Source organism: Stieleria varia, assembly GCF_038443385.1.
Lineage (GTDB): Bacteria > Planctomycetota > Planctomycetia > Pirellulales > Pirellulaceae > Stieleria > Stieleria varia.
Map to the genome: position 1 here is coordinate 8,304,564 of NZ_CP151726.1, position 21,474 is coordinate 8,326,037.

The window sequence follows — 21,474 nt, forward strand, 5'->3', positions numbered from 1 at the left end:
ATCCACTCCTGATCGCAGCGGGGTAACCTGCGGGTGATGTCCACCAGAGCAACATCACCCATTGACGATCTGCCCCCTATCTGCCTACGATGAAATCATGACTTTCATTCTCGACATCCTACTACTCCTATTGCAAAACGCCTCTGCGGCGGGAGATGAGGGTGTGTAGAGACCGCTAAAACAGCGGATTTGACCAAGACACAACAAACCCGAGTCCCCGTGGACTCGGGTTTTTTTTATGCTTTTACTTCACCACCATTCACAGTTTTGATGGCCATGCCGGAAACCGCCCCCGTCCCCAACGATTCCGTGACCGAAACACCTCCCCAGCCGACGCGACAAATCCGCATTTTTGACACCACGCTGCGCGACGGCGAACAATCGCCCGGTGCCAGCATGAACTTGGCCGAAAAGCTGGAGGTCGCACAGAGTCTCGCGGACTTGGGTGTGGACATCATCGAAGCCGGTTTCCCGATCGCTTCTCCGGGTGACTTTGAAGCCGTCCAGCAGATCGCTCGCACCATCAAAGGCTCAACCATCTGTGGATTGGCCCGCTGCAACGACAAAGACATCGACGCGGCTGGTAAAGCCGTCGGGCCCGCAGAAAGCTCCCGCATCCACGTGTTCTTGGCCACCAGCGCCATCCATCGCGAGTTCAAACTCCGAATGACAACCGACGAAATCGTGCGGCGTGCCGTTGCCGGTGTTCAACGCGCGGTCTCCTTATGCGACGACGTCGAGTTTTCACCGGAAGACGCTTGTCGCACCGAACATGATTTTCTCTGCCGAGTCGTCGAAGCCGCGATCGATGCGGGGGCGACCACGATCAACGTCCCCGATACCGTGGGCTACGTCACGCCGGAGGAAGTTTTCAAGATCTTTGACATGCTCCGCAATCGCGTGCCCAATATCGACAAAGCCGTCTTGAGCACACACTGCCACGACGACTTGGGCATGGCCGTCGCCAACAGCTTGGCCGCTGTTGCCGCCGGGGCAGGGCAGATCGAATGCACGATCAACGGAATCGGCGAACGCGCGGGCAACGCGGCGTTGGAGGAAGTCGTGATGGCGATGAAAACTCGCAGCGACTTTTATCACTGCCAAACTCGCATCGATACCAAACGCTTGGTACCGATCAGCCGTTTGGTCAGTTCCACCACCGGCATCAATGTGCAACGCAATAAAGCCATCGTCGGCCGCAACGCGTTTGCGCACGAGTCCGGGATCCACCAAGACGGCATGCTGAAAGAACGCAGCACGTACGAGATCATGTCGCCAGAGGACGTCGGCGTTGCCAAGACCGATTTGGTGCTGGGAAAACACAGCGGACGCGCCGCCTTGGCCGACCGCGCCCAGTCGCTCGGCTACCACTTGGACGCCGAACAACTGCAAACCGTCTTTGACCAGTTCAAGATCTTGGCGGATAAGAAAAAAGAGATCTACGACGGCGACATCATCGCATTGATCCGCCAAGAAATCCGCGCCGACACCGAACAGGGTTGGAAGCTGATCGATTACGTGGTCACCAGTGGCAAAAACATCACTCCCGAAGTCCAAATGACGCTCCGCAAAGGAGACAATGAACAGTCCGTGAAAGTGGCCCAGGGCGATGGCCCCATCGACGCCGCATTTTGGGCCGTCGAAAAAATCACGGGCGTCGAAGTCGTCTGTAAAGATTTCCGAGTACATAGCGCCACGCTGGGACGCGACGCGATCGGCGAAGTCAATTTGGAAGTCGAGCACAAAGGCCAGCTGTATCGCGGAGTCGGCCTCAGCACGGATAGTGTCGAAAGCACCATCCTGGCCATGTTGAACGCGATCAACCAAATCGAGAATCGTTCGTAGCCCCCGTATCTTCCGCCAACCGCTGAACAATCAACCACGAGCGAACCCAAAATGACTCAGCCCACCGATTCTCTCGACAACTCCAAATTGGTAACCGTCGCCGAACGTGCCGACGAAATGAGCGCGACCATTCTGGTGTCGGTACTGGCCGACGAAGGCATTCGGGCGATCGCGACGGGAGGATTCACCTCTGGTTTTCGAGCCGAGGCACCAGGGATGGTGCAGGTCAAAACGTTTGAAGCCGATGCCGCTCTCGCCAGAGAGATCATCGCCGAAATCAAGATGCTGCCATCTGATGAAATGGCGGATGAAACGTGAACAGCCGATACGGCGACTGTACACGGCCGATGTGATTTCCGTTTATGCTGGTGGCTCCCTCCTCAAACCAAGGTTGCCCCACCATGAACCTCAGCTACCACTTCGCGTTCAAACTTGCTCTTGCCTGCATGACCGCCCTGTCGTCGCCTTCAGTGCTGTCGGCAGTGGAACCGACAACGGCAGAATCGCCTGACCAACCGACAAGTCAACCGCGTTTGATTTCCGTCAAACGCATCTGGGACAAAGCTCCTCACAACGCGTTCACGGACCTGCTGCATCACAAAGGAAAGTGGTACTGCGTGTTCCGCGAAGGCAGCCGACACGTTTCACCCGACGGCTCCATTCGTGTACTCGTCTCTGATGACGGTGACAACTGGACTTCGCTCGCCTTGGTCACGGATCCGACAGAGGACCTGCGAGACGCTAAGATATGCGTGACGCCAAACGGAGAACTGATGCTCAATGGCGCAGGAATGCAGGCTGATCAGCCGGTGCGATACCATTCCATGGTGTGGTTCTCCAAAGACGATGGCAAGACATGGAGCAAAGGTGAACGTATCGGCGACCCGGGATTCTGGCTGTGGCGTGCAACTTGGCACGAGGGTCATTGCTACACCATGGGCTACGACACCGATCGGGACCGCCAGAAACGAACGACGCGCTTCTACCGCAGTGACGACGGGCGTGACTATGTTTCATGGATCGATGAAGTGAACATCGACAAGGGTGTCGGCGAAGACACCATCCTATTCCTCCCCGATCAATCCGCGTTATGCTTGTTTCGACATGAATCAGGCAGCCAAATGGCGTTCCTCGGCAAGTCAACGCCACCCTACCAACAGTGGACTTGGACGGAGATGAATCGGCGAATCGGTGGCCCGAACATGCTCAGGCTACCAGACAGCCGAATCCTCGCCGCGGTTCGACTTTATGATGGCCGCCAGCGAACCTCACTTTGCTGGGTCGACCCCGATTCCGCAACGCTAGAGGAATGCTTGACGCTGCCCTCCGGTGGCGACACAAGCTATGCGGGCATGGTCTGGAAAGACGATTTGCTGTGGATCAGCTACTACTCGTCACACGAAGAAAAAACGTGCATCTATCTGGCCAAGGTCGCGTTTGACGGATGAGGGTCGCTGGTCGTCAAGTATCCGAAATCGCTGTGGGACAGATAGGACGAAGACGACAAAGGGGACCTACGGCATTCACTTTGACGCTGGCCCAAACTAAGCTTCCTACTTGGCGACACTCCGGACAACAAGGCATCTGTGCCGATGGCGAACGATCAACGACACCCTGATGCCAAGACGCTCAAAGCGTTCGCGATCGGAAAGCTCGATGAACGAGAAATGCTGGTTGTCGGGCGTCACGTTTCCCAATGCGAACAGTGCGCCCAAGCCCTGGACACTCCCGTCCACGAGCGACTCGTCGACCAATTGAGGAATATCTCCTACGAATCATCGGTAGACAAAAAAGAGACACCCCCCGAGGCCTCACCGCCACGTTCTGCACAGGACTTGGCCGCATTGTTTGCCAAGCATTCCAACTATCGGCTGGAGAAACAGCTCGGCAGCGGTGGCATGGGCGCCGTCTATCTTGCCACTCATAAAAAGATGGGGCGATCGGTCGCCATCAAAGTCATCCGTGGGGATCTGGTCGCCGACAAACAAGCCATCGCTCGATTTCATCAGGAAGTCCAATCCGCTGCACGGCTTTCTCATCGCAATGTTGTCACCGCGTACGATGCCGACCAAGTGGATGACATCCACTTTTTGGCAATGGAGTACATCGAAGGCGAATCGCTGGCCCAAACGATCGATCGAAAAGGTGCGTTGGGCGTAACACACAGTTGCAATTACATCTTGCAAGCCGCACTTGGGATTCAGCACGCGTTTGAACAAGGCATGGTGCATCGTGACATCAAGCCAGCCAACCTGATGAAATCGACCAAGGGCGTGATCAAGGTCATGGACTTCGGCTTGGCTCGTGTCAACGATGGAAAGCATCAGTCCGAATTGACAGCCTCCGGTGTCGTGATGGGCACCGCCAGCTTCATTGCCCCCGAGCAAGCACGTGACTCACGTTTGGCAGACGTCCGCAGCGATCTGTACAGCCTAGGCTGCACCCTCTATTACCTACTCGCCGCACAACCACCCTTTGTCCGTGACGGCTATGTGGAAACCGTCATCGCACATTGCACCGATCCCTTCCCAAGCATTCAACAGCAACGCCATGACGTTCCCGACGAAGTCGCCAGGATCATCAGCAAGTTGACGGCCAAAGATCCAGATGCTCGCTATCAAACTCCCTCGGAATTAATGGCTGATCTGGCTCCTTTTGCCAAACCGACCAAATCAAACACTACGGAGACAATCGCAGACGCTCAGCCTGTGTCGACTCCCATTTCGATCGTGACGCACGACACCGCGACTCCTCAATCGACGTCCAGACCTAATCGCCGCGCGGCGATGTTTGGCATTGCGGGTGTTCTTGCAGCGTCGCTCTTGGCAGCAGGCTACTTTGTCGTCGGCGGGGCAGGGCAGGGGAGCCATGATTCGCAAGGTGAGCGTCGCGCTGGAGAAAACCGTATCCACCCTGGGTCTGACGTCGCCCCCAACTCGACGAAGGTCCTGTTGGTGATCAGCGCTGATCGATTCTGGTACAGCGATTTGGGACCGATTCGCGCACACCTGCAACAATCTGGGGTCCCGTTCACCATCACTGCCGATCGAGTTGGGATCGCCAACTTCAACCCCGATGATCGTGCCCCCGATCGCACGACCGTCAACGTGCAACGCGACATCATCGACATCGTGGAAAACGACCTCGATGACTACACGGCCGTGGTGTTCATGGGAGACGGATACGATTCCTTTATCGCAACGGATGCGGTGGGCGCAGCGGTCAACAGACTGCTCCAATCCTTTCGCGCTCGAAAATGGATCGCTGCTATCGGAAAGGGAATGAACATCCCGATCTACCACGGCGCCTTTGACGGAGCCACTATCGCAGACTCACGCTGGATCGAGGTGAGCAACGCATCGCAACACCGAACCACAAGTGAACCCGTTGTGGTGGACAACAACGCCAAAGTCATTACGGGCAGCAGTTGGAACGATGTCGATGCTTTTTCCGATGCATTGATCACCAACTTGCGATGAAGGTGCTCAGGTGACGGACCGCGGCGAGCTAGAGAAAGCGCCCACCAGAGACTTATCGCCCAGAGTCGTTGCAACCTTCGGCTAGCGGACGCTCAGAATTCGACGATTTGCGAGTCGGCCAGATTTCAGCGGGGTCGATTTCGATCTGACAGTTGTCGCCGAGTGTGAAGCGCGTGATGCCGCCGAGCGGGGTGGATTCACCGCCAGGACTTGTCATGTCGAACGCAGCCACGGTCTGGGCAATGAGGTCAGCGACCCAATAGTGCGTCACCCCTTGCTCGTGATAAAGATCCTTCTTGTAGCCGAGATCGTTCGCCCGAGTGCTCGGAGAAAGTACTTCCACAATTTTTGCGGGCGGAGCGAGCTGATGGCCTTCGGGTGGATCACCGCAAATGACCATGACATCGGGACGGACCACCGTGTCTTGGCGGACGATCCAATCGCGTTCGGCAACTGCAACGCCGTCACAGCCAACAGCGACAAGGGCATTGTTGAGTTGCGTCACCATCTTTGCAACGACCACTTGGTGCAGCCCGAATGGACTCGGAGACTTGGCGATAGGAACTCCGTCCCAGAGTTCGAGGAACCGAGCTCATGAAACGTCAAGCGATTGAGAGACGGATGGCGGGATGCCCCCACCGTACCAAACCTTCCGTCGTACGCCAATCATTTGCACTCGCCATGCGGTGGCTCAAACGTGTTTTCAATCCGGAGGATCGAACGACAAACTCGCTGAATTCGGCATGGTACAGTGTCCCCATCAATTCACCTTGACGAGGGGCATCGGATGGTCCGATTGCTGATGGATCCTCCCAATCTGGGTGTTTCGTTTGGTCCGAGCATGAATAGGGAGTAACAACCGGCGTTCGCTACCGCTTCGTTGGGCATGGTTTTCCGTCAACTCACCTCAAAACGCCAATTGTAGCCATGTCTCACGTCCTCAAATCGTTCACGTTTGCCAACATCGCTCTGCTGGTTGCCGCTCACTTTGCCAGTGCGGGTGTCAGCATCGACCGTGATGACCGCGTACTGATCGTGTCGGTAGATGATCCGGCAAACGAAGTTCAAATCGTAGATTTCTTTGGCGACATTCGTGTCGACATCACGAGATACGACACTGCGACGATCGATTTCGGCCAAGTTTCTGGTCGCCGAGATCGCACTTTCTCGTATGGCGACATCGATCGAGTAGAAGTCTTCGCCGAATCGTTTGAGACTCGCGTGCTGTATTTGTGCGACAAACCAGTCTCCGTGGTGCTTGGTGATGGCCGGAATAACCTGGAAGTATTTGGAGCCAGTGATGTCCAGGTGCTGGGAGGCGACGGCCCCGACTTCATCACGATTTATGACTGTGAGAATGTGGACATTGACTGCGGTGACTCCGTGGCATTAGGTAACAACTCGGAATTCAGTACCGACTTGGTTTACGTTTTAGGCGCACGTCAAGCAGTCGTTGATGGAGGAGCCGGTGATGACACCATCCGCTGCGGTTTCTTAGATAATTATAGAGAAGCAAGCTATCTGCTTGATGGCGTAGAATTCGCACTTTCATTGGACGCCGAACTCCCTGGTCGCTACATCGTCCGCGGCGGAGAGGGTGACGACGATATCATTGGTGCCGAAGATCGGGCGAACGTCGGCAGCCAAATGTTTTTCTATGGCGACGATGGGGATGATCACTTGACCGGTGCCCAGCAGTGTTACAACCGTCTCGATGGTGGTGCCGACGATGACGTACTCGTCGGTGGAAAAATGCGAGATGCGCTCTATGGCCGTGACGGTGCCGACCAGTTGATCGGATGCCAGGAAAACAGATATGAACCGTTCAGTGGTGGAGATGGAAATCCCGTGAACGACGGATTCGACGACGAAATGCATGGTGGATCGGGACCAGACCGTTTCTATGGCGAGATTGCCGAAACACGCACCCAACTCGTAACAGAAAAACGGATTCGATTCCAATTGGATCGACGCACCGGAAAGTTGGTCGCAAAGTCATACAACGCTTCGGTGCTCAAGCGTGTCGAGGTGGTCATCGAAACAGAAAAGATCAGTGACCTGAAGCCAACCGAGGGCGATGAAAACATCCGGACGGTCCTTAACTGAGACGATACCGTTCATCGCTCGCCACGCATCGTTGCTCGCGTACAATCACGTCGTGGCGAGCTCAAATCCTTGAGTCGTGAGACAACGTCTCACTGGGTGGCGTCAGCCCGGCAACTGAGGCAGGACGGCTTTACCGCTGTCGTCGATCGGGTAGACCGCCTGATGAGATTTGAGCGACTCGATCAAGGATTCCATCATCCGATTCAGCTCGTCAGGATGGTCGGCCGCGACATTGGCAGACTCAAAGGGATCCTGGTCGAGGTTGAACAACTGGTAGTGTCCTTGGAACAGGTCGATGTGGTCGTCCTTGTTTCCTTTTTCGGGCAGATAGTGATAGACCACTTTCCAAGCCCCGTCTCGGTACACCGTGAAATAGTTGCTGCGGTGTGGAGCATGGGGATAGTGCATCAGAAACTGTTGCGAACGATCCGGTTGGCTGGCTCCAGTCAACAGGGTTTGCAGCGGCGCACCGTCTTGCACGTGCGACGCGGGTGCCTCGGCGCCCACGAGTGACAAGACCGTTGGAAACAGATCCGACACGGATGCGACTTGGTTTTGAATCTGGCCTGCGGGAATTGCCAGACTTTTTTGCAACGGACTCTCTGAATTCGGCTTCGCCCAAGCGGCGATGAATGGGACCCGCATGCCGCCTTCGTAGTGTGCCCCTTTCTTTCCACGCAGCGGCTCGGCGCAAGCGACTTCATGCTGATGCCCCAAAGGCGCGTCCGATCCGTTGTCGCCCAGGAACAGAACCAGCGTGTTTTCGGCAACCCCCAATTCGTTCAAGTGGTCGAGCATGTCGCCCAGGGACTTGTCCATGCCTTCGATCAACGTCGCAAAGGCTTGGGCATTCTTGGGCTTGCCAGAATCCGCATAGTGATCAGCAAATCGCGGATCGGATTCAAACGGTGCGTGTACGGCATAGTGAGCAAAGTAGAGATAGAACGGTTGACCTTTGCCCACAGTCTCTGTCACACGCTTCTTTGCTTCGATCGTCAGCGCTTCGGTCAAGAACGTTTCTGTGCCGTGGTAGGCATCCAAGTGCGGCACGGCATGATGGCTGCGTTTGGTTCCGTGGCCGAAATTCATTTTGCCGTAGTAGCTGCCCGGTGCTCCGAAGGCAGCGCCGGCAACGTTCACATCGAAACCAAGATTCAGCGGCTCGGCACCGGAATGCTCCTCTGGACCAAAGTGTCCTTTACCGACATGAATCGTTCGGTACCCATTCTGACTCAGAATACCGGGCAGCGTCACATCGCCTTCTGTGAGACCGGCCCAATTCCAGTCGTGCGCGCCGTTCTTGCCGGCGTTGTCTGTTCTGGGATTGATCCAGTTGGTCGTACGATGTCGCGCAGCGTTCTGGCCCGTCATGATCGAAATCCGCGTCGGCGAACAAACACTCATGGCGTAGAACTGATTGAATCGAATTCCTTGGCTGGCAAGACGCTCCATTCCCGGCGTTCGATAGTAATCGTTCAGCGGATAACGTTTGGGTTGCCCGTTTTCGTCTTGGAGAAACGGAACCGACGTGTCCATCATCCCCATGTCATCCACCAAGAAGACCATGATGTTGGGCCGTGCCGCAGCGTCAGCCTCTGCGGCAACCACGCAACACGCATGAGTCGCGAACAGAGGAACGAGAAAGCACAACGTCACGAGAGATTTCATGGACATATTCAATGGCGGTGGGGAGGAAGAAGTTGCTTAGCCGTCTTGATTCTATCTGCGAACTCATCCCGAAATCAAAAAACGCCTTGGCCAAATCCCAAGTCGTCATCATCGGACGGGTCGGCTCCGGAGGGATCGCTTTCGGATGATTCGTCGAGATCACCTGACGATTCGGCAGCTGGATCTCCTGAAACCTCCAGGTCGATAACCTCAACGTCGTCCAAATCCCATTGTCCATCGTCGGCCGATGGGGAATCGGAAACGGGGAACTGCAATTCGCCCGTCAGCGGATCGGTCTTGAGTAGCAGTTCTTCATCGCCTGGCGTGAACGCTCCATCACCTGAGAGCATGCGAATCTCAGAGTCTGCCAGCGAGGATTTATCGCCAGCGGACTGAGCAACGGAATCGGCAGAGGACTCATCGTCCAACGAAAGATCGCCCACGTCCAGTGGCAACGGATCGATCTCCAGCTCCAACGACTGTGCATCGAGCAATTCATCGGACGCGTCAGTCAACTCGACGTCTCCGACCGATGTAAGACTGATTTCGTCATCCGTGGGCAGCGGGTCCAAAAGTTCATCATCGATCACTGCCAATTCGCCGTCATCAGAAACCTTGTTGGAATCATCGGCTGAATCACTGGCGGTTGAATCATCATCTGACATAGCACCGAATGACTCGCCAAAGGATTCATCTTCGGCGACAGTCCCCAGTTGAGGCCCGACCGTCTTTTCGTTCTTCAAGTCAAGAGTCGAGTCCCCCGAATCAGGATCGTCGACCGAATCGGACGCGAGAAAGTCCGCCAGCTCGCTGGATATCCCAGAGTCGCCTTGAGCGTCCTCCGAATCAGAGACAGCGGACGGTGACTCGTCGTCATCGGACAGAAAATCCAATGTGGGCTGGGGATCCGAATTCGATTTCATCATTGTGCCAGCGACTGCACCCGCAGCAGCAACACCAGCGATCAGCGGATCAATGTCAGAAACTGTGTCTTCAGTTCCTGAGGAGACAATGTTTGATGAAACGCTTGGCACCGATTCCGACAGACCGTCACCCTCCGGCTCGAGAGCCTCCAAGGGAGATCGAAACACATCGTCGACATTGCCACGCAAGACGCGGTGCCCCAGTTCGATCGCACGTTCTTCGCTCCAACCGCAATCACCGACGAAGTAATCCGCCAAGATGCCCGCCAAAATGCGTCGGTACATGCCAAACTTGGGCAACACAAATTCCAACTTGTACGCGTCGCTGTAGTAGCCGATCTGCTTGTTCTGTGGCACGGCTTCGAGTCTCGCGGCGGCGTCACGTTTGATGAACGACGGTGTGTTGCTGTACCACCAATGACCGTTGGTCAACACGTTGGGAAAGATCCAACTGTAACTGACCAATTCTTGGTTGGTCACGCTGGCCAACACCGACACGGGAAACTTCAAATCGGGAAACGCGTTGAACAACTCACGATACTGGATCAACGAGACGCGACTGTCGTACAAGTCCTGACCTTGGTAGACGCCTTTGGGATAGACACGGCGATTGACGCCGATCATCAAATCAAAGGGCAATCCATACTCGTCGCAAAGCTCAGCGATCGTCCAGAACACGCGACGCGACAATGCATCCACGTGCGATGGTTCCGAAGAAAGATTGTGAGTGAGCACGTGGTCGAGTGCTTTGGCGGCACGGCCATCGGAAACCATGGTCGGTGCAAAACTTGGCGGAATCGAGATCGCGCAAGCTCTGGCGCCCGACGCAACGAAATGCTCAAAGCGTTGGTTCAGGGCGGCTCGAAGATTGGACAATGAGCCGTCAATTGCAATGCCGCTGCACGCCGACAACCGCTCCCGCGTCTCCGGTTTGGCAAGATGGAATACCAAGTCATCCGTTCTCAGACAGGGGATGTAGGTCCTGGTATCAAAGCCTTGCAAGTCGTCGTCGAAGTCGTTGGTCAAGAAAACGGATTCGACGTTGCTTTTCTCCAACACGATCTCGGGCCACTGGGCGGCATTCATCTTTGATTGAGCCGTGTCGTACAACGATTCCCAGTTGTCCGACGTGATCACGTTGTCATCGAAATCAAAGAACGTTTGACAGATCTCGATCAACCACTGGTAGTTGGCCGTGTTCTGAATGTTGGGCAATCCCTTGACCAGACGTCCAACCAATTCCCGCGGCGAGATCCCGGGTTCTTCGATCTGAGCCTGTGGCATTCCGGCGGAGTGAACCAGCTCCGTGTAATAGTGGTAGCCCAATATGTCCGCCAACGTGTGGGAACCAGGATCATGGGGATTGATGTGGGTGTGAGGGTCCACCAACCGGATCGAAGAAATCGCCTCATGGATCGAATCGCGCAGAGAATTGGGCATGTCTATCGAAAACTGAATCGGGGGGATGGATGGGGAGTCGGGAACTGGATTGACCAACAATTTGACGGTGTCCACCAAAAAAACGAGCCCCAAGAGCACTTTCATGCCGGATCAAACCGTTTTTTCTACCAGTGAATCGGGATTCTGCGGGCGATTTGAGAGAAAAATGTTGCTTGGCAGAGAGTCCGTTGCGCTAAAATGGGGTTTTGAGGAGTTGAGGCGTCTGGTCGCGTTCGTACTGACACCACCAAAGCAGACTCCCCCAACACTGTTTCACTAGTGCATCGTCCAGTCTTAGAACGTGGGTTCGGTAGATGAGCCGTTTTGGCGTTAGCCACGGTTTTCGTGACACAACCGTGGCTAACGCCAAAACGGCTAACCCCAAAATCAAGACCGGATGTTTCACTAGGTTCATTTCTACCTCCACCGGGTTTGACGCAATAGCATGGATTCATCGTCGTCATCTCCGCCCGACGTGGTCCCGCCAGAGGCGTTCGAGCCAGTGACTCCTGGGCCTGAGACTGTTGGGCCTGAGACCCCAGTGAACACTCAACGGCAGCCAGCGGGTGCCGACGCCCCGCCACAGGTCATCAAGCTGCCAGCGGATCGGGTCAGCGGAGAACCTGCGAGGACTTTGGTGTTCCACCGAATCCAATCCTCCCGACCACACATTCACCCATCCGACGCGAGCGATGGTCCTTCCTCTCGCATGATCGAGACCGATGGCTCAGACTTGGCCGATTGCGAACGCCGTATTTCGTATCGCGTGCTGGATGTAGCCACTCCCGAGTCTTGGGGTCGCGGTCGAAGGGTTGCACTGAAGACGACCGGCTGGAAGTCGACAGGTTTAACGACAACAGACCGAAAAAAAACGGGGCAGGGCAGGGCGTTGCGTCGCTTGGACGACTTGTCGACCCATGGCGCTCGCAGCACCGAGAAAGCTCGTGTGGCAAGCACGTTTGCATCCAGCCTGACGCTGCTGGCCACCGTCGCGATCATGCTGGCATCGGCACGCTACGTTGTTCCACCGATCGTCGAGGAAATCCGCTACGCCCAACATCGCGGTCAACTGCGAGCGGAATTCGAAGTCGGCAGTGACGGACTCAAGAATGTTTCGATGGACACGCTGAGCCAAGCCTATCAGATGGTCACGGCAGCCGCAGGCCCCAGCGTGGTGCACATCGATGTCCATCGGCCCATCAATCCCGTTATCACTGCCGCGACCGGAATCCCCGGCGGTGATATGCACGGCGCTGATATGCACGGTCCTGAAATGCATGGATTTGATGATCGAGACCGTTTTCATTCACCAGACCATCCGGAGATCAACGATCAGGGCAGCGGCGTGGTGGTCGACAAGGCCGGCTACATCCTGACCAATCGTCACGTGATTGCCGACGGTGAAATCATCGACGTGACACTCAGTGACGGACGCCGCGTCCAGGCACAAGTGATCGGCACTGATGCGTTGACCGATTTGGCGCTTCTGAAAGTCGACGCCAGCGGATTGATTCCGATTCCTTGGGGTGACAGTGATCGCATTCGAGTCGGATCGCCTGTGTGGGCAATCGGCAGCCCCTTTGGTCTGGACAGAACGGTGACCTTTGGGATCCTCAGCGGCAAGCATCGCCTAGTCCGAGCCAGCAGCCGCTATCAGGATTTCATGCAGAGCGATGTTGCGGTCAATCCAGGCAACAGCGGTGGTCCATTGGTCGACGCCCGCGGAACCTTGGTCGGAATCAACACGGCGATCGTCGGCGACACCTACCAAGGCGTCAGTTTTTCCATCCCCAGCAGTGTTGCCAAAGAAGTCTACGAGCGACTGCGGGACACCGGCTACGTCCAGCGGGGATGGCTGGGCGTTTTTCTCGCCGAAGTCCCTGACGAACAGTTTGTCGGCTCGGATCATCGCACCCGCGGCGCGTTGATCACCGGCGTGGCCGACAGCGACGCCGGCGCGGCACGAGCCGGATTGAAAACCGATGACATCATCATCGAAGTCAACGGGGAGAACATCCGCGACATGGGGCACCTGATGCGGTTGATCGGGAATGCCACCTCCGGGACCACGATCCCCATGCGAATTCGGCGTGACGGCGAGGAGCTGACCGTGAAAGTCACTCTCGGCAGCCGACCCGATCGCCTCAACGTTCGCTGATTCTGGCGTCAGCGATTCTGTAATCAGTCAGCGCTGCCCAATTGCCGATCGAATTATTCGGTTCCGCTGCCTATAATGAGGATTCAGTCGCCTCAAAAACCATCTCCCGGGCGACAGTTCGGCGATCCATCCAACCGACCAAACACCACATTTCACGCACGATTCAGCACCCATGCCCCATCTCAGCGACCTTCGTTACAACGCTCGATCCCACAGTTCTAGAGATCGGTTCGCCCGCTGGACCATTGCCTCCGCTGCTTTGATGGTTGCGATGGCTATCCTGGCTCCGACGATCACTCAGGCTGAATCACCCGCCAGTGCGACACCAGGCATCAGCAAAGAAAAACCCGCCAGTGGGCCATCGGTGAAAGTGGCGGAAGGTTATATGGTCCCGTACTCCATTAAAGTTCCCGGCACCGATGTCACCGTCGAAATGATTCCCGTCCCAGGCGGCGAGTTCATGATGGGCAGCCCTGAGAGCGAGGAAGGCCACCGAGAAGACGAAGGCCCCCAGGTCAAAGTCGTAGTGGAACCGATGTGGGTCGCCAAGACCGAAGTGACGTGGGAACTGTACAAGGAGTACATGAAGCTCTACGGCATTTTCAAAGACTTTGAGTCCAAGAAAATTCGGCCGATCACCGACGAAAACAAAGTCGACGCGATCACCGCACCCACCGAACTCTACGATCCGTCATTCACTTATGAGTACGGCGAAGAACCGCAGCAGCCGGCCGTCACCATGACTCAATACGCCGCGCAACAGTTCACCAAGTGGATCAGCCTAGTCAGCGGAACCCAGTACCGCTTGCCCACCGAAGCCGAATGGGAATACGCCGCTCGTGGTGGTACATCCACTGCATACAGTTGGGGAAATGCATCCGATAACATCGAAGACTACGCATACCTGTTCGACAACTCCGACGAAGGTGCCGGATTTGTCGGGACGAAGAAACCCAATCCGTTCGGCTTGCACGACATGCACGGCAATGCGGCCGAGTGGACCGTCAATGCCTACACTGAAAACGGCTACGCGGACTTTGCCGACAAACAACCCATCGCCGCAGTGGACATGGTCAAATGGCCTGAGACGGCATTTCCCAGCGTCGTCCGTGGCGGCAGTTGGTGGGACGAAGAAAAGGAAGCACTTCGCAGCGCCGCTCGATTGGCCAGCAACGACGAAGACTGGAAAGAAGAAGACCCCAACTTTCCACTCAGCCCGTGGTGGTTCACCAGTGACCCGGCGCGTGGCGTCGGCATGAGAATCTTTCGGTCCTACAAAGAACTGCCACGTGAAAAGATCACCAAGTTCTGGGAAGCCAGCGCCGATGACGTCAAGGGCGACGTGCAGTTGCGAATCGAAGGCGGTCGAGGCGGATTGGGACTGGTCGACAAAGAACTGCCGGCAGCCATCGAGAAGCTGCAAAAGTAGCGGATGCCGCGATTCTTTAAATTGACCGTCGCCTACGACGGCACAAACTACTCGGGTTGGCAAGTTCAGCCCGAGCAGAGGACCATTCAAGGCGAATTACAATCCGCCATCCGACGCGCGACCAAACACGAGGTCGCCGTCATCGGCAGCGGCAGGACCGACGCAGGTGTTCATGCGATTGGTCAAGTCGCCAGCATCAAGCTGCCCGAGTGGACCGCAGGGACCATCGCGCTAACCAAAGCGATCAACTCGCGACTACCCGAAACCATCTCCGTCTTGCGTGTCGACGAAGCGCCCGATGACTTTCACGCGATCCGTGATGCGATCGGCAAACGATACCGGTATCAATTGCAAGTTCGCGGCAACCATTGCCCGTTCGAACATCGTTACCGCTGGCGATTGCGGCGAGCCGTGGATATCGACGCGATGCAGCAGGCGGCCGAACGCATCGTGGGCGAAAAGGACTTTGCCAGCTTTCAATCCGCCGGCGCCGATCGCAAAACCACGGTCCGCGACGTGCGAGCCTGTGATGTGATCGTGCAGAATGCCGATCCCGAGCGTTTTCACGTCGCCATCGAGGTCGAGTCAAACGGATTCTTGTACAACATGGTCCGAAATATTGTCGGAACGGTGGTCGAAGTCGGCTTTGGCAAGCAGCCACCGGAATGGATTGACGAGGTGATTTCCGCCCAGAACCGCATCCATGCGGGACAAACGGCACCGCCCCAGGGCCTCTTTTTATTACGTGTCGATTACGACCCGATGTGACCCACTAAAGGCAACACGATCTGAACGCCTCCTTAACGCCTTCTTAACGGTATTTGGAAGTCAATCGTCGATAATCCCTGCGGATCAATCAGCCCTTTCAAACGAAGCAGCCGGGGCGTTCAGGCAGATGCATCAAGTTCATTTCAGTGGTGCCCGAGCGCGTTGGTGTCATCAGAGACTGCTAACTTTGTGAGCCGCAAGGCGCTAGGAGACTGCTGATTAAATCGTTGTTCTTTATCACTGTGAGCCGATGGCGCTAGCCACGGGCCTCGAAGGGTTGGGACAGCACCATTAGGCCCGTGACTAGCGCCTTGCGGCTCACAGATAGAACGCAGCACGACCAAGTCAGCAGTCTCCATCAACCTTCGGTCAAACGACAGGGCACCGCGAACCCAAGAGTGACGCTGCACAATGCAGCACAAAACATGGCGATGTCGGTGAAAGAAAGCGTCCCGCAACCGGTCCTAGACGACGACACCCGCGGCTTAGTCCGTCGGATGCTCGCTGCTGGGCTGGTCGAGATCGACGACATCAAAAAAGTCGTTGTGTCCTTGATGGCCGAGAGCAACCAGTTCACCCCCCAGCGACTCGCCGAAGGACTCGTTGGTGCGAGCTTGTTGACCGAGTGGCAGTCCCGAAAACTGCTCGAGGGCAAGGCTCGCGGTTTTCATTTGGGCAGCTATCGTTTGCTGAAACCGCTTGGCAAGGGCGGCATGGGTGTTGTCTTTCTGGCTCAACACAACGTGATGAACCGCCTGATGGCGCTCAAGATCCTGCCGCCCGAAGCCACGGCGGATGCAAAACGAATCGCACGCTTCAAAGAAGAAGCCCGCGCTTGCGCTCAACTGGATCATCCCAATATCGTCCAGGCGTTCGACTTCTCACAGTCTGATGGCAAGTTGTTCATCGTGATGGAGTACATCGACGGCATCGATCTGCATCGCGCGGTCGCTCGCGATGGATTGATGTCCCATGGAACGGCGCTCGACGCAATCACCCAAGCCACACAGGGACTGGCTCACGCTCATCAACGCGGCATCATCCACCGCGACATCAAACCGTCGAACCTGTTGTTGCGCAGCGACGGCGTGGTCAAACTCAGCGATCTCGGTTTGGCCCGCATCGGATGGGATGCAGCCGATGGCTCCGAGAATCCCGGACGGCTGACTGGCACCGCCGACTTCGTTGCACCCGAGCAAGCGATCAACAGTCGCACCGTGGATTCTCGCGCCGACATCTACTCCCTGGGATGCACCTGGTATTTCTTGCTCACCGGTCGCCCACCGTTCTCCGGCGACACCGTGCACATGCGACTGGCCAAACACCAAACCGCTCCCGCACCCGATGTCCGAGCGATCCGCAAAGACTGCCCCGCAGCGATCGCAGAATTGATCCTCCGCATGATGGCCAAACGACCGTCCGACCGTCCCGCGTCCGCGGTCGAACTGCTCGCCCAACTCGAACGATTGTCAGGGCAAACCGGTGGATCGACACTTGCCAAGCGTTTGCCGTCTGCACAAGTGGCCCCCGCCGGTAACACGCTCTCAGACAATCCCTCCAGCGATTCTACCTTTGACGACAGTGGACCATTGGAGGAAATGTCCGAAGTTGCTGCGGGGGTCGAAGTCTTTGATTTCGGCAGCTTGCCCGCAATCGATCTTTCCAAAATCCCGACGACACAAGGCCCAAGTTCGTCGCTGTCTGCCACTCCGATGTCGCCCTTGGCCAATTCCCCGATGTCGATGCCCGCAAACAACTCGGCGGGCAACAAATCGTCGCGGTCGACCAGCACCACCGATGGCAATCAACAGGTCTTGTTGGGTGTCGGTTTGGCATTCGCAATCCTTGCTTTGATCGCTGTCGTTGGCGTCGTTTATTATCAAATCAATCAAGAGCCGGCTGCCCAGCCACGACTGAAAACCATGGAAGACGGTAAGGGCAACGTGATCGTGATTCGTGAGTGACACCCATTCTCGCCCAACCTTGTATTCCGTCTTCCATCGCCCAGATTCCCCCACGATTCATGAATGTTGAACTGACTCTCAATGTAGGCTCTCCCGGTGGGACCATCGCGCCCCTGCAGGAAGGCTACTACATGATCGGTCGGCATCGTGAATGCCAGATTCGCCCGAAGAGCAAATCTGTTAGTCGTCGCCACTGCCTGATCCTCAATAACGAAGACGGTCTGGGGATCTTGGATCTGGAGAGCACTCGAGGAACGCAGGTCAACGGCAAGCGGCTGCACCCCAAGACTTGGCATCGACTCAACCACGGCGATCTCGTCCGTTGCGGCAAAGTCACGATCGAAGTCAGCATTTCGCAGCCCAATGCAAAATCGAACGGAAAGCCCCAATCAACATCAAAGGCCCACGCCAAGTTGAGCCTTCCCGACGACTCGATCGCACGACAAAGACTCGCATCGATCGGTACTGATACCCCGGAATCCTGGCACAGTGTCGATGTCGAAATGTTCCTCTCGCCTGAGAACATTGATGATGAAAACATCCTGGGGCAGGGCGTCGAAGACCCTTCTCAAGACTCCGACGAAATCGATCCGGCAACCATCTCAAACGAAGCTCAAACGGCCGACCGCCAAGTTGTCACCGCTGCGACGTCCGACGGAGCAAAGCTGAGCCAGGATACCGAAGACCTCAGCATCTTTGCCGACACCCCGCTGGATGACGACGAATCGGCCTCGAGCGTGGATCTGTTCAACTTTTCCGATGACGAGGGCGGGTCAAACAAGGGCGGGGCGAACGCGGACGGGGCGAACGCGGACGGGGGAACTCATGTCGACAGCACCGCTGAATCCACGAGCGAATCGAAACCCCCTGCCCCGAAAAAGACGAAGCCGCTAAAACCCCACAAAATCCCCAAGCCAAAGCGTCCCAAGGGACCGTCGCGTCTGCCCTCGTTTTCGCTCAGCAGCCTGTCGGGCGATACCGATACCTGGAAAATGGTCGCCGCAGGAGCCTTGGCCCTGTGCTTGCTGGGGTTTGCTGCGTACCAAGCGGTGGGTTTCTTCAAAGGCCCCGAGGTACGCGTGCTGCGAGATTTGGACTGATTATCGGGGCTGGACGACTTTTTTGCCGCAGCAGGGGAGAAAGTTGCCTGGGGAAAACGCCGCTTGGCCAACTATAATCGGCCCCACCATGGCGCGCGACTCCTTCACTGCCGACTCTTCTTTGCTCTCCGAACAGGTTCACCCTGCGCGCGTGTCGCTGGACCCAGCGGTGGAGAACCTGTCCGAGCTAACAGGCCCGTCGCACCAGGCATCGCCTTCACCAAACGGCCAAGCATCGATCGCTCATACGGACGCCGGTGACAGTGCCCCCAAAGTCCGTTTTCAGTTTGTCGCGACCGTCGCGGTCGCGTTTGCCATCGTCCTGCTGCAGATGGCTCAAGGCATCTTGCTGGCACGGTTGCTCGGTCCCGAAGGCCGCGGGGCCTACGCAACGGCCGTCCTGTATGCGCAGATGTTGCTGTACATCGGACTGTTCGGTGGACTGGAAGTCATCTGCCGATACGCGGCAGAGGCGCGTGTGGATCAGACGCAACTCCGTCGCGCAGCGCTCTGGCTGGGCATGACCACCGGAATCATCACCACGGCGGTCGTCGTCGTCTTGGCCGCCACCATGCTGCCGGCAGAGAAACGTTACTTGATCCCACAAGCCATCATCGTCTCACTCAGCGTCATGGGCCAACAAGTCATGTTGATCATGACCGCAGTCGATCGCGGCAGAGGCAGATTCGGGCCGTACAACATCCGTCGAGTGATCGCCGCAGCAGCGTTTCCCGTGCTGTTGCTCATCGCATTGCCATTCACTCAAATCGATGTCAACCTCGCGTGCTGGCTGTTCGTCGGTGCATCGGTGATCTCGATGCTCGCGTGCTTGACTCATCTGCCCAAACCGTTCACCGGTGAAAGTCATCCATCGGTTCCCAAGCTGCTCAAAGAAAGTCGTCCCTACGCGGTATCGATGCTGGTCACGGACCTGTTCGATCGTATGGACCTATTCTTGGTCACTTGGTTGGTCGTCCTGCAGGAACAAGGATTCTATGCAGCGATCGTTCCAGTGGTTTATCCGTTGACGGTCATCCCCAATACCATGGGATTGTTTCTGTTCAACGCCGGAGCTGATCAAGAACGCTCGTTGACGACGAAAGACATCCATCGGATCCTCGGTTCCGCCATCGCAGTGCAAACCATGATGACCGTCGCATTCGTCATCTTGGTCGGCCCCGTGGTTCGCCTGCTGTACGGCGAAGCGTTTGAACCGGCGATTGAGTTCGCTTATTGGCTCGCTCCCGCATCGGCCATCAAAGGCATCCTGCAAGGACTGGACAGCTATCTCAAAGGACGAGGACGCCCGCTCTCTGTGTTGGGTTGCCGAATCGTTGCCATCGTCATGATGCTGATTGTCACCATGCTGCTGCTCGATTCGATGGGCACGGTCGCCGTCGCCGTCGCGGCACTGGCCGGTCAAGTCGTCTGCCTGATCTGGTTCGCCGCCATCGTCTACGCCGACGTCCAACCCGAACGCCTCTCGTAATGGGATTCGCCAGATCGCCATCGACGTGGAACGTCGAGCAACTATCGATCTCACTGCGTCTTTCGACGTTCCAACAATGACAACGCACGATCAAAGCTGCGTTTCCCCTACGCCAAACCGGCTTTCTTTTTGGCTTTCTTCATCGATTTGGCGATCGCCTTGTCGTGTGCCAGCTCAGGCGAGAGAGAAACGATCTCGTCGTAACTTGCCGCAGCCTCCGCGAACTGCTTGGCCGTCATCTGCTCGGGCACCATCTGCAACAAGATCGGCAGCCGTTCTTGAGGCGTTGTAGCCTGCGCAAGTGCCGCTTTGTACGCCTCGATGGCTTCCGCCCGACGCTTGCGAACGACCAACAAGTGGGCCCTTTGCTGGTGTGGGTACGCCACGTCGGTCTTGCTCGCTGCCGCAGCACTGAGCGACTCGATCGCGGCGTCGGTACGCCCCCGCATCGTTTCCATCGCGGCTGTCAGCACATGGCTGGCATACTTTGCCCTCGGGTCGCGAAGCTGTGACAACAACCCTTCACAGTACTCGTTTTCACCAGCAGCGTACAACCAGTCAAACGCGCCGTGCAGAAACGCAACGCAATCCGTCGGCTCGCCGGTTTCATCGCCCTCGATCACAAATTGCTCTTCACCCGACTGCAACGCGACCACGGCATCCGCCGCGTGGTCCTTCATCGACTGCGTCACTTGCTCATAGTTCTCCACCTCAAACTCTTGATAAACATTGCACTTGGAGCACGCCTTGTGGTGTCGCCGCCGACCCCGGGTGGGGATCACGGGCAGATAGTACAAGTGAAAGAACATCAGTGGCGATGAACTCTTCAGCTTGGTGAACTGATCGCAGTGGGCACAAAAGCCGTGTTGAACCACGCGAGCGGATCCGAAGTAAGGTCGTGTTCCAAAAATGATGATCATGTGTTGAATGCACGCGGGAGTGAGAACAAAGCCAACAAATAGTGCCAAAGTGCCAAACGAGCGGACGATGTGACGGCAATGGTATACCCCATTTGCTTCACCCCATGGTACCCGGTTCCTACCGCGACGCGTCAGTGCATCACCACGCGTTCCCGCCACGAACCTGACCTCGCAACCCCTTCGCG

General features: G+C 56.5%; 14 protein-coding genes and 1 pseudogene. 11 read left to right on the plus strand and 4 right to left on the minus strand.

What is annotated here, in order from left to right:
• The first annotated feature begins 276 nt into the window (after positions 1 to 276).
• The 4 genes from Pla52nx_RS28030 to Pla52nx_RS28045 all read left to right on the plus strand — a co-directional run bounded on the left by Pla52nx_RS28030 (position 277) and on the right by Pla52nx_RS28045 (position 5,324).
• Positions 277 to 1,845: a 2-isopropylmalate synthase gene (locus Pla52nx_RS28030; RefSeq protein WP_146522232.1), complete on the plus strand. Its 1,569-nt coding sequence runs from the start codon at positions 277 to 279 to the stop codon at positions 1,843 to 1,845.
• Between the two features lie 51 nt (positions 1,846 to 1,896).
• Positions 1,897 to 2,163, plus strand: a complete 267-nt coding sequence (locus Pla52nx_RS28035; RefSeq protein ID WP_146521930.1) for a DUF2007 domain-containing protein — start codon at positions 1,897 to 1,899, stop codon at positions 2,161 to 2,163.
• Between the two features lie 83 nt (positions 2,164 to 2,246).
• A complete protein-coding gene (locus tag Pla52nx_RS28040; protein ID WP_197454870.1) occupies positions 2,247 to 3,293 on the plus strand; it encodes an exo-alpha-sialidase in 1,047 nt (348 codons plus the stop codon).
• A 144-nt stretch (positions 3,294 to 3,437) separates the two neighbouring features.
• Positions 3,438 to 5,324, plus strand: a complete 1,887-nt coding sequence (locus Pla52nx_RS28045) for a protein kinase domain-containing protein (RefSeq protein WP_146521928.1) — start codon at positions 3,438 to 3,440, stop codon at positions 5,322 to 5,324.
• Positions 5,325 to 5,376: 52 nt separating this feature from the next.
• Here Pla52nx_RS28045 and Pla52nx_RS28050 read toward each other — a convergent pair.
• Positions 5,377 to 5,895 (minus strand): annotated as a pseudogene (locus tag Pla52nx_RS28050) (Uma2 family endonuclease); the annotation flags it as partial.
• A gap of 356 nt (positions 5,896 to 6,251) precedes the next feature.
• Between Pla52nx_RS28050 and Pla52nx_RS28055 the strand changes: the two are divergent.
• Positions 6,252 to 7,430 carry a calcium-binding protein gene (locus tag Pla52nx_RS28055; RefSeq protein ID WP_146521926.1) on the plus strand — a complete coding sequence of 393 codons (1,179 nt, stop codon included), beginning with the start codon at positions 6,252 to 6,254 and terminating at the stop codon, positions 7,428 to 7,430.
• Positions 7,431 to 7,532: 102 nt separating this feature from the next.
• On the opposite strand, the gene Pla52nx_RS28060 is transcribed toward Pla52nx_RS28055, so the two are convergent.
• Complete coding sequence (locus Pla52nx_RS28060; protein WP_146521925.1) at positions 7,533 to 9,098, minus strand: sulfatase-like hydrolase/transferase; 1,566 nt, start codon at positions 9,096 to 9,098, stop codon at positions 7,533 to 7,535.
• Positions 9,099 to 9,172: 74 nt separating this feature from the next.
• The gene (locus tag Pla52nx_RS28065) at positions 9,173 to 11,461 is read right to left on the minus strand and encodes a glucuronate isomerase (RefSeq protein ID WP_146521924.1); all 2,289 of its coding nucleotides are present in this window, start codon (positions 11,459 to 11,461) and stop codon (positions 9,173 to 9,175) included.
• Positions 11,462 to 12,002: 541 nt separating this feature from the next.
• Between Pla52nx_RS28065 and Pla52nx_RS28070 the strand changes: the two genes are divergently transcribed.
• The 6 genes from Pla52nx_RS28070 to Pla52nx_RS28095 all read left to right on the plus strand — a co-directional run bounded on the left by Pla52nx_RS28070 (position 12,003) and on the right by Pla52nx_RS28095 (position 20,369).
• Complete coding sequence (locus Pla52nx_RS28070) at positions 12,003 to 13,619, plus strand: S1C family serine protease (RefSeq protein ID WP_231742255.1); 1,617 nt, start codon at positions 12,003 to 12,005, stop codon at positions 13,617 to 13,619.
• A 172-nt stretch (positions 13,620 to 13,791) separates the two neighbouring features.
• Positions 13,792 to 15,048 carry a formylglycine-generating enzyme family protein gene (locus Pla52nx_RS28075; RefSeq protein ID WP_390620403.1) on the plus strand — a complete coding sequence of 419 codons (1,257 nt, stop codon included), beginning with the start codon at positions 13,792 to 13,794 and terminating at the stop codon, positions 15,046 to 15,048.
• 3 nt (positions 15,049 to 15,051) lie between these two features.
• Complete coding sequence (truA, locus tag Pla52nx_RS28080) at positions 15,052 to 15,816, plus strand: tRNA pseudouridine(38-40) synthase TruA (RefSeq protein WP_146521923.1); 765 nt, start codon at positions 15,052 to 15,054, stop codon at positions 15,814 to 15,816.
• A 398-nt stretch (positions 15,817 to 16,214) separates the two neighbouring features.
• Positions 16,215 to 17,780, plus strand: a complete 1,566-nt coding sequence (locus Pla52nx_RS28085; RefSeq protein ID WP_231742254.1) for a serine/threonine-protein kinase — start codon at positions 16,215 to 16,217, stop codon at positions 17,778 to 17,780.
• Between the two features lie 59 nt (positions 17,781 to 17,839).
• The gene (locus Pla52nx_RS28090; RefSeq protein WP_146521922.1) at positions 17,840 to 18,880 is read left to right on the plus strand and encodes an FHA domain-containing protein; all 1,041 of its coding nucleotides are present in this window, start codon (positions 17,840 to 17,842) and stop codon (positions 18,878 to 18,880) included.
• A gap of 88 nt (positions 18,881 to 18,968) precedes the next feature.
• Positions 18,969 to 20,369 (plus strand): lipopolysaccharide biosynthesis protein, encoded by a 1,401-nt coding sequence (locus Pla52nx_RS28095; RefSeq protein WP_146521921.1) that lies wholly within the window; start codon positions 18,969 to 18,971, stop codon positions 20,367 to 20,369.
• A gap of 107 nt (positions 20,370 to 20,476) precedes the next feature.
• Here Pla52nx_RS28095 and Pla52nx_RS28100 read toward each other — a convergent pair whose 3' ends face one another.
• Complete coding sequence (locus tag Pla52nx_RS28100; protein ID WP_146521920.1) at positions 20,477 to 21,289, minus strand: hypothetical protein; 813 nt, start codon at positions 21,287 to 21,289, stop codon at positions 20,477 to 20,479.
• Between the last annotated feature and the right edge of the window lie 185 nt (positions 21,290 to 21,474).

Excerpts from the sequence above, each read along its gene's own strand:
- Pla52nx_RS28030 (WP_146522232.1), top strand. The coding sequence starts at position 277 with ATGCCGGAAACCGCCCCCGTCCCCAACGATTCCGTGACCGAAACACCT.
- Pla52nx_RS28035 (WP_146521930.1), top strand. The coding sequence starts at position 1,897 with ATGACTCAGCCCACCGATTCTCTCGACAACTCCAAATTGGTAACCGTC.
- Pla52nx_RS28040 (WP_197454870.1), top strand. The coding sequence starts at position 2,247 with ATGAACCTCAGCTACCACTTCGCGTTCAAACTTGCTCTTGCCTGCATG.
- Pla52nx_RS28045 (WP_146521928.1), top strand. The coding sequence starts at position 3,438 with ATGGCGAACGATCAACGACACCCTGATGCCAAGACGCTCAAAGCGTTC.
- Pla52nx_RS28055 (WP_146521926.1), top strand. The coding sequence starts at position 6,252 with ATGTCTCACGTCCTCAAATCGTTCACGTTTGCCAACATCGCTCTGCTG.
- Pla52nx_RS28060 (WP_146521925.1), bottom strand. The coding sequence starts at position 9,098 with ATGAAATCTCTCGTGACGTTGTGCTTTCTCGTTCCTCTGTTCGCGACT.
- Pla52nx_RS28065 (WP_146521924.1), bottom strand. The coding sequence starts at position 11,461 with ATGCCCAATTCTCTGCGCGATTCGATCCATGAGGCGATTTCTTCGATC.
- Pla52nx_RS28075 (WP_390620403.1), top strand. The coding sequence starts at position 13,792 with ATGCCCCATCTCAGCGACCTTCGTTACAACGCTCGATCCCACAGTTCT.
- truA (WP_146521923.1), top strand. The coding sequence starts at position 15,052 with ATGCCGCGATTCTTTAAATTGACCGTCGCCTACGACGGCACAAACTAC.
- Pla52nx_RS28090 (WP_146521922.1), top strand. The coding sequence starts at position 17,840 with ATGAATGTTGAACTGACTCTCAATGTAGGCTCTCCCGGTGGGACCATC.
- Pla52nx_RS28095 (WP_146521921.1), top strand. The coding sequence starts at position 18,969 with ATGGCGCGCGACTCCTTCACTGCCGACTCTTCTTTGCTCTCCGAACAG.
- Pla52nx_RS28100 (WP_146521920.1), bottom strand. The coding sequence starts at position 21,289 with ATGATCATCATTTTTGGAACACGACCTTACTTCGGATCCGCTCGCGTG.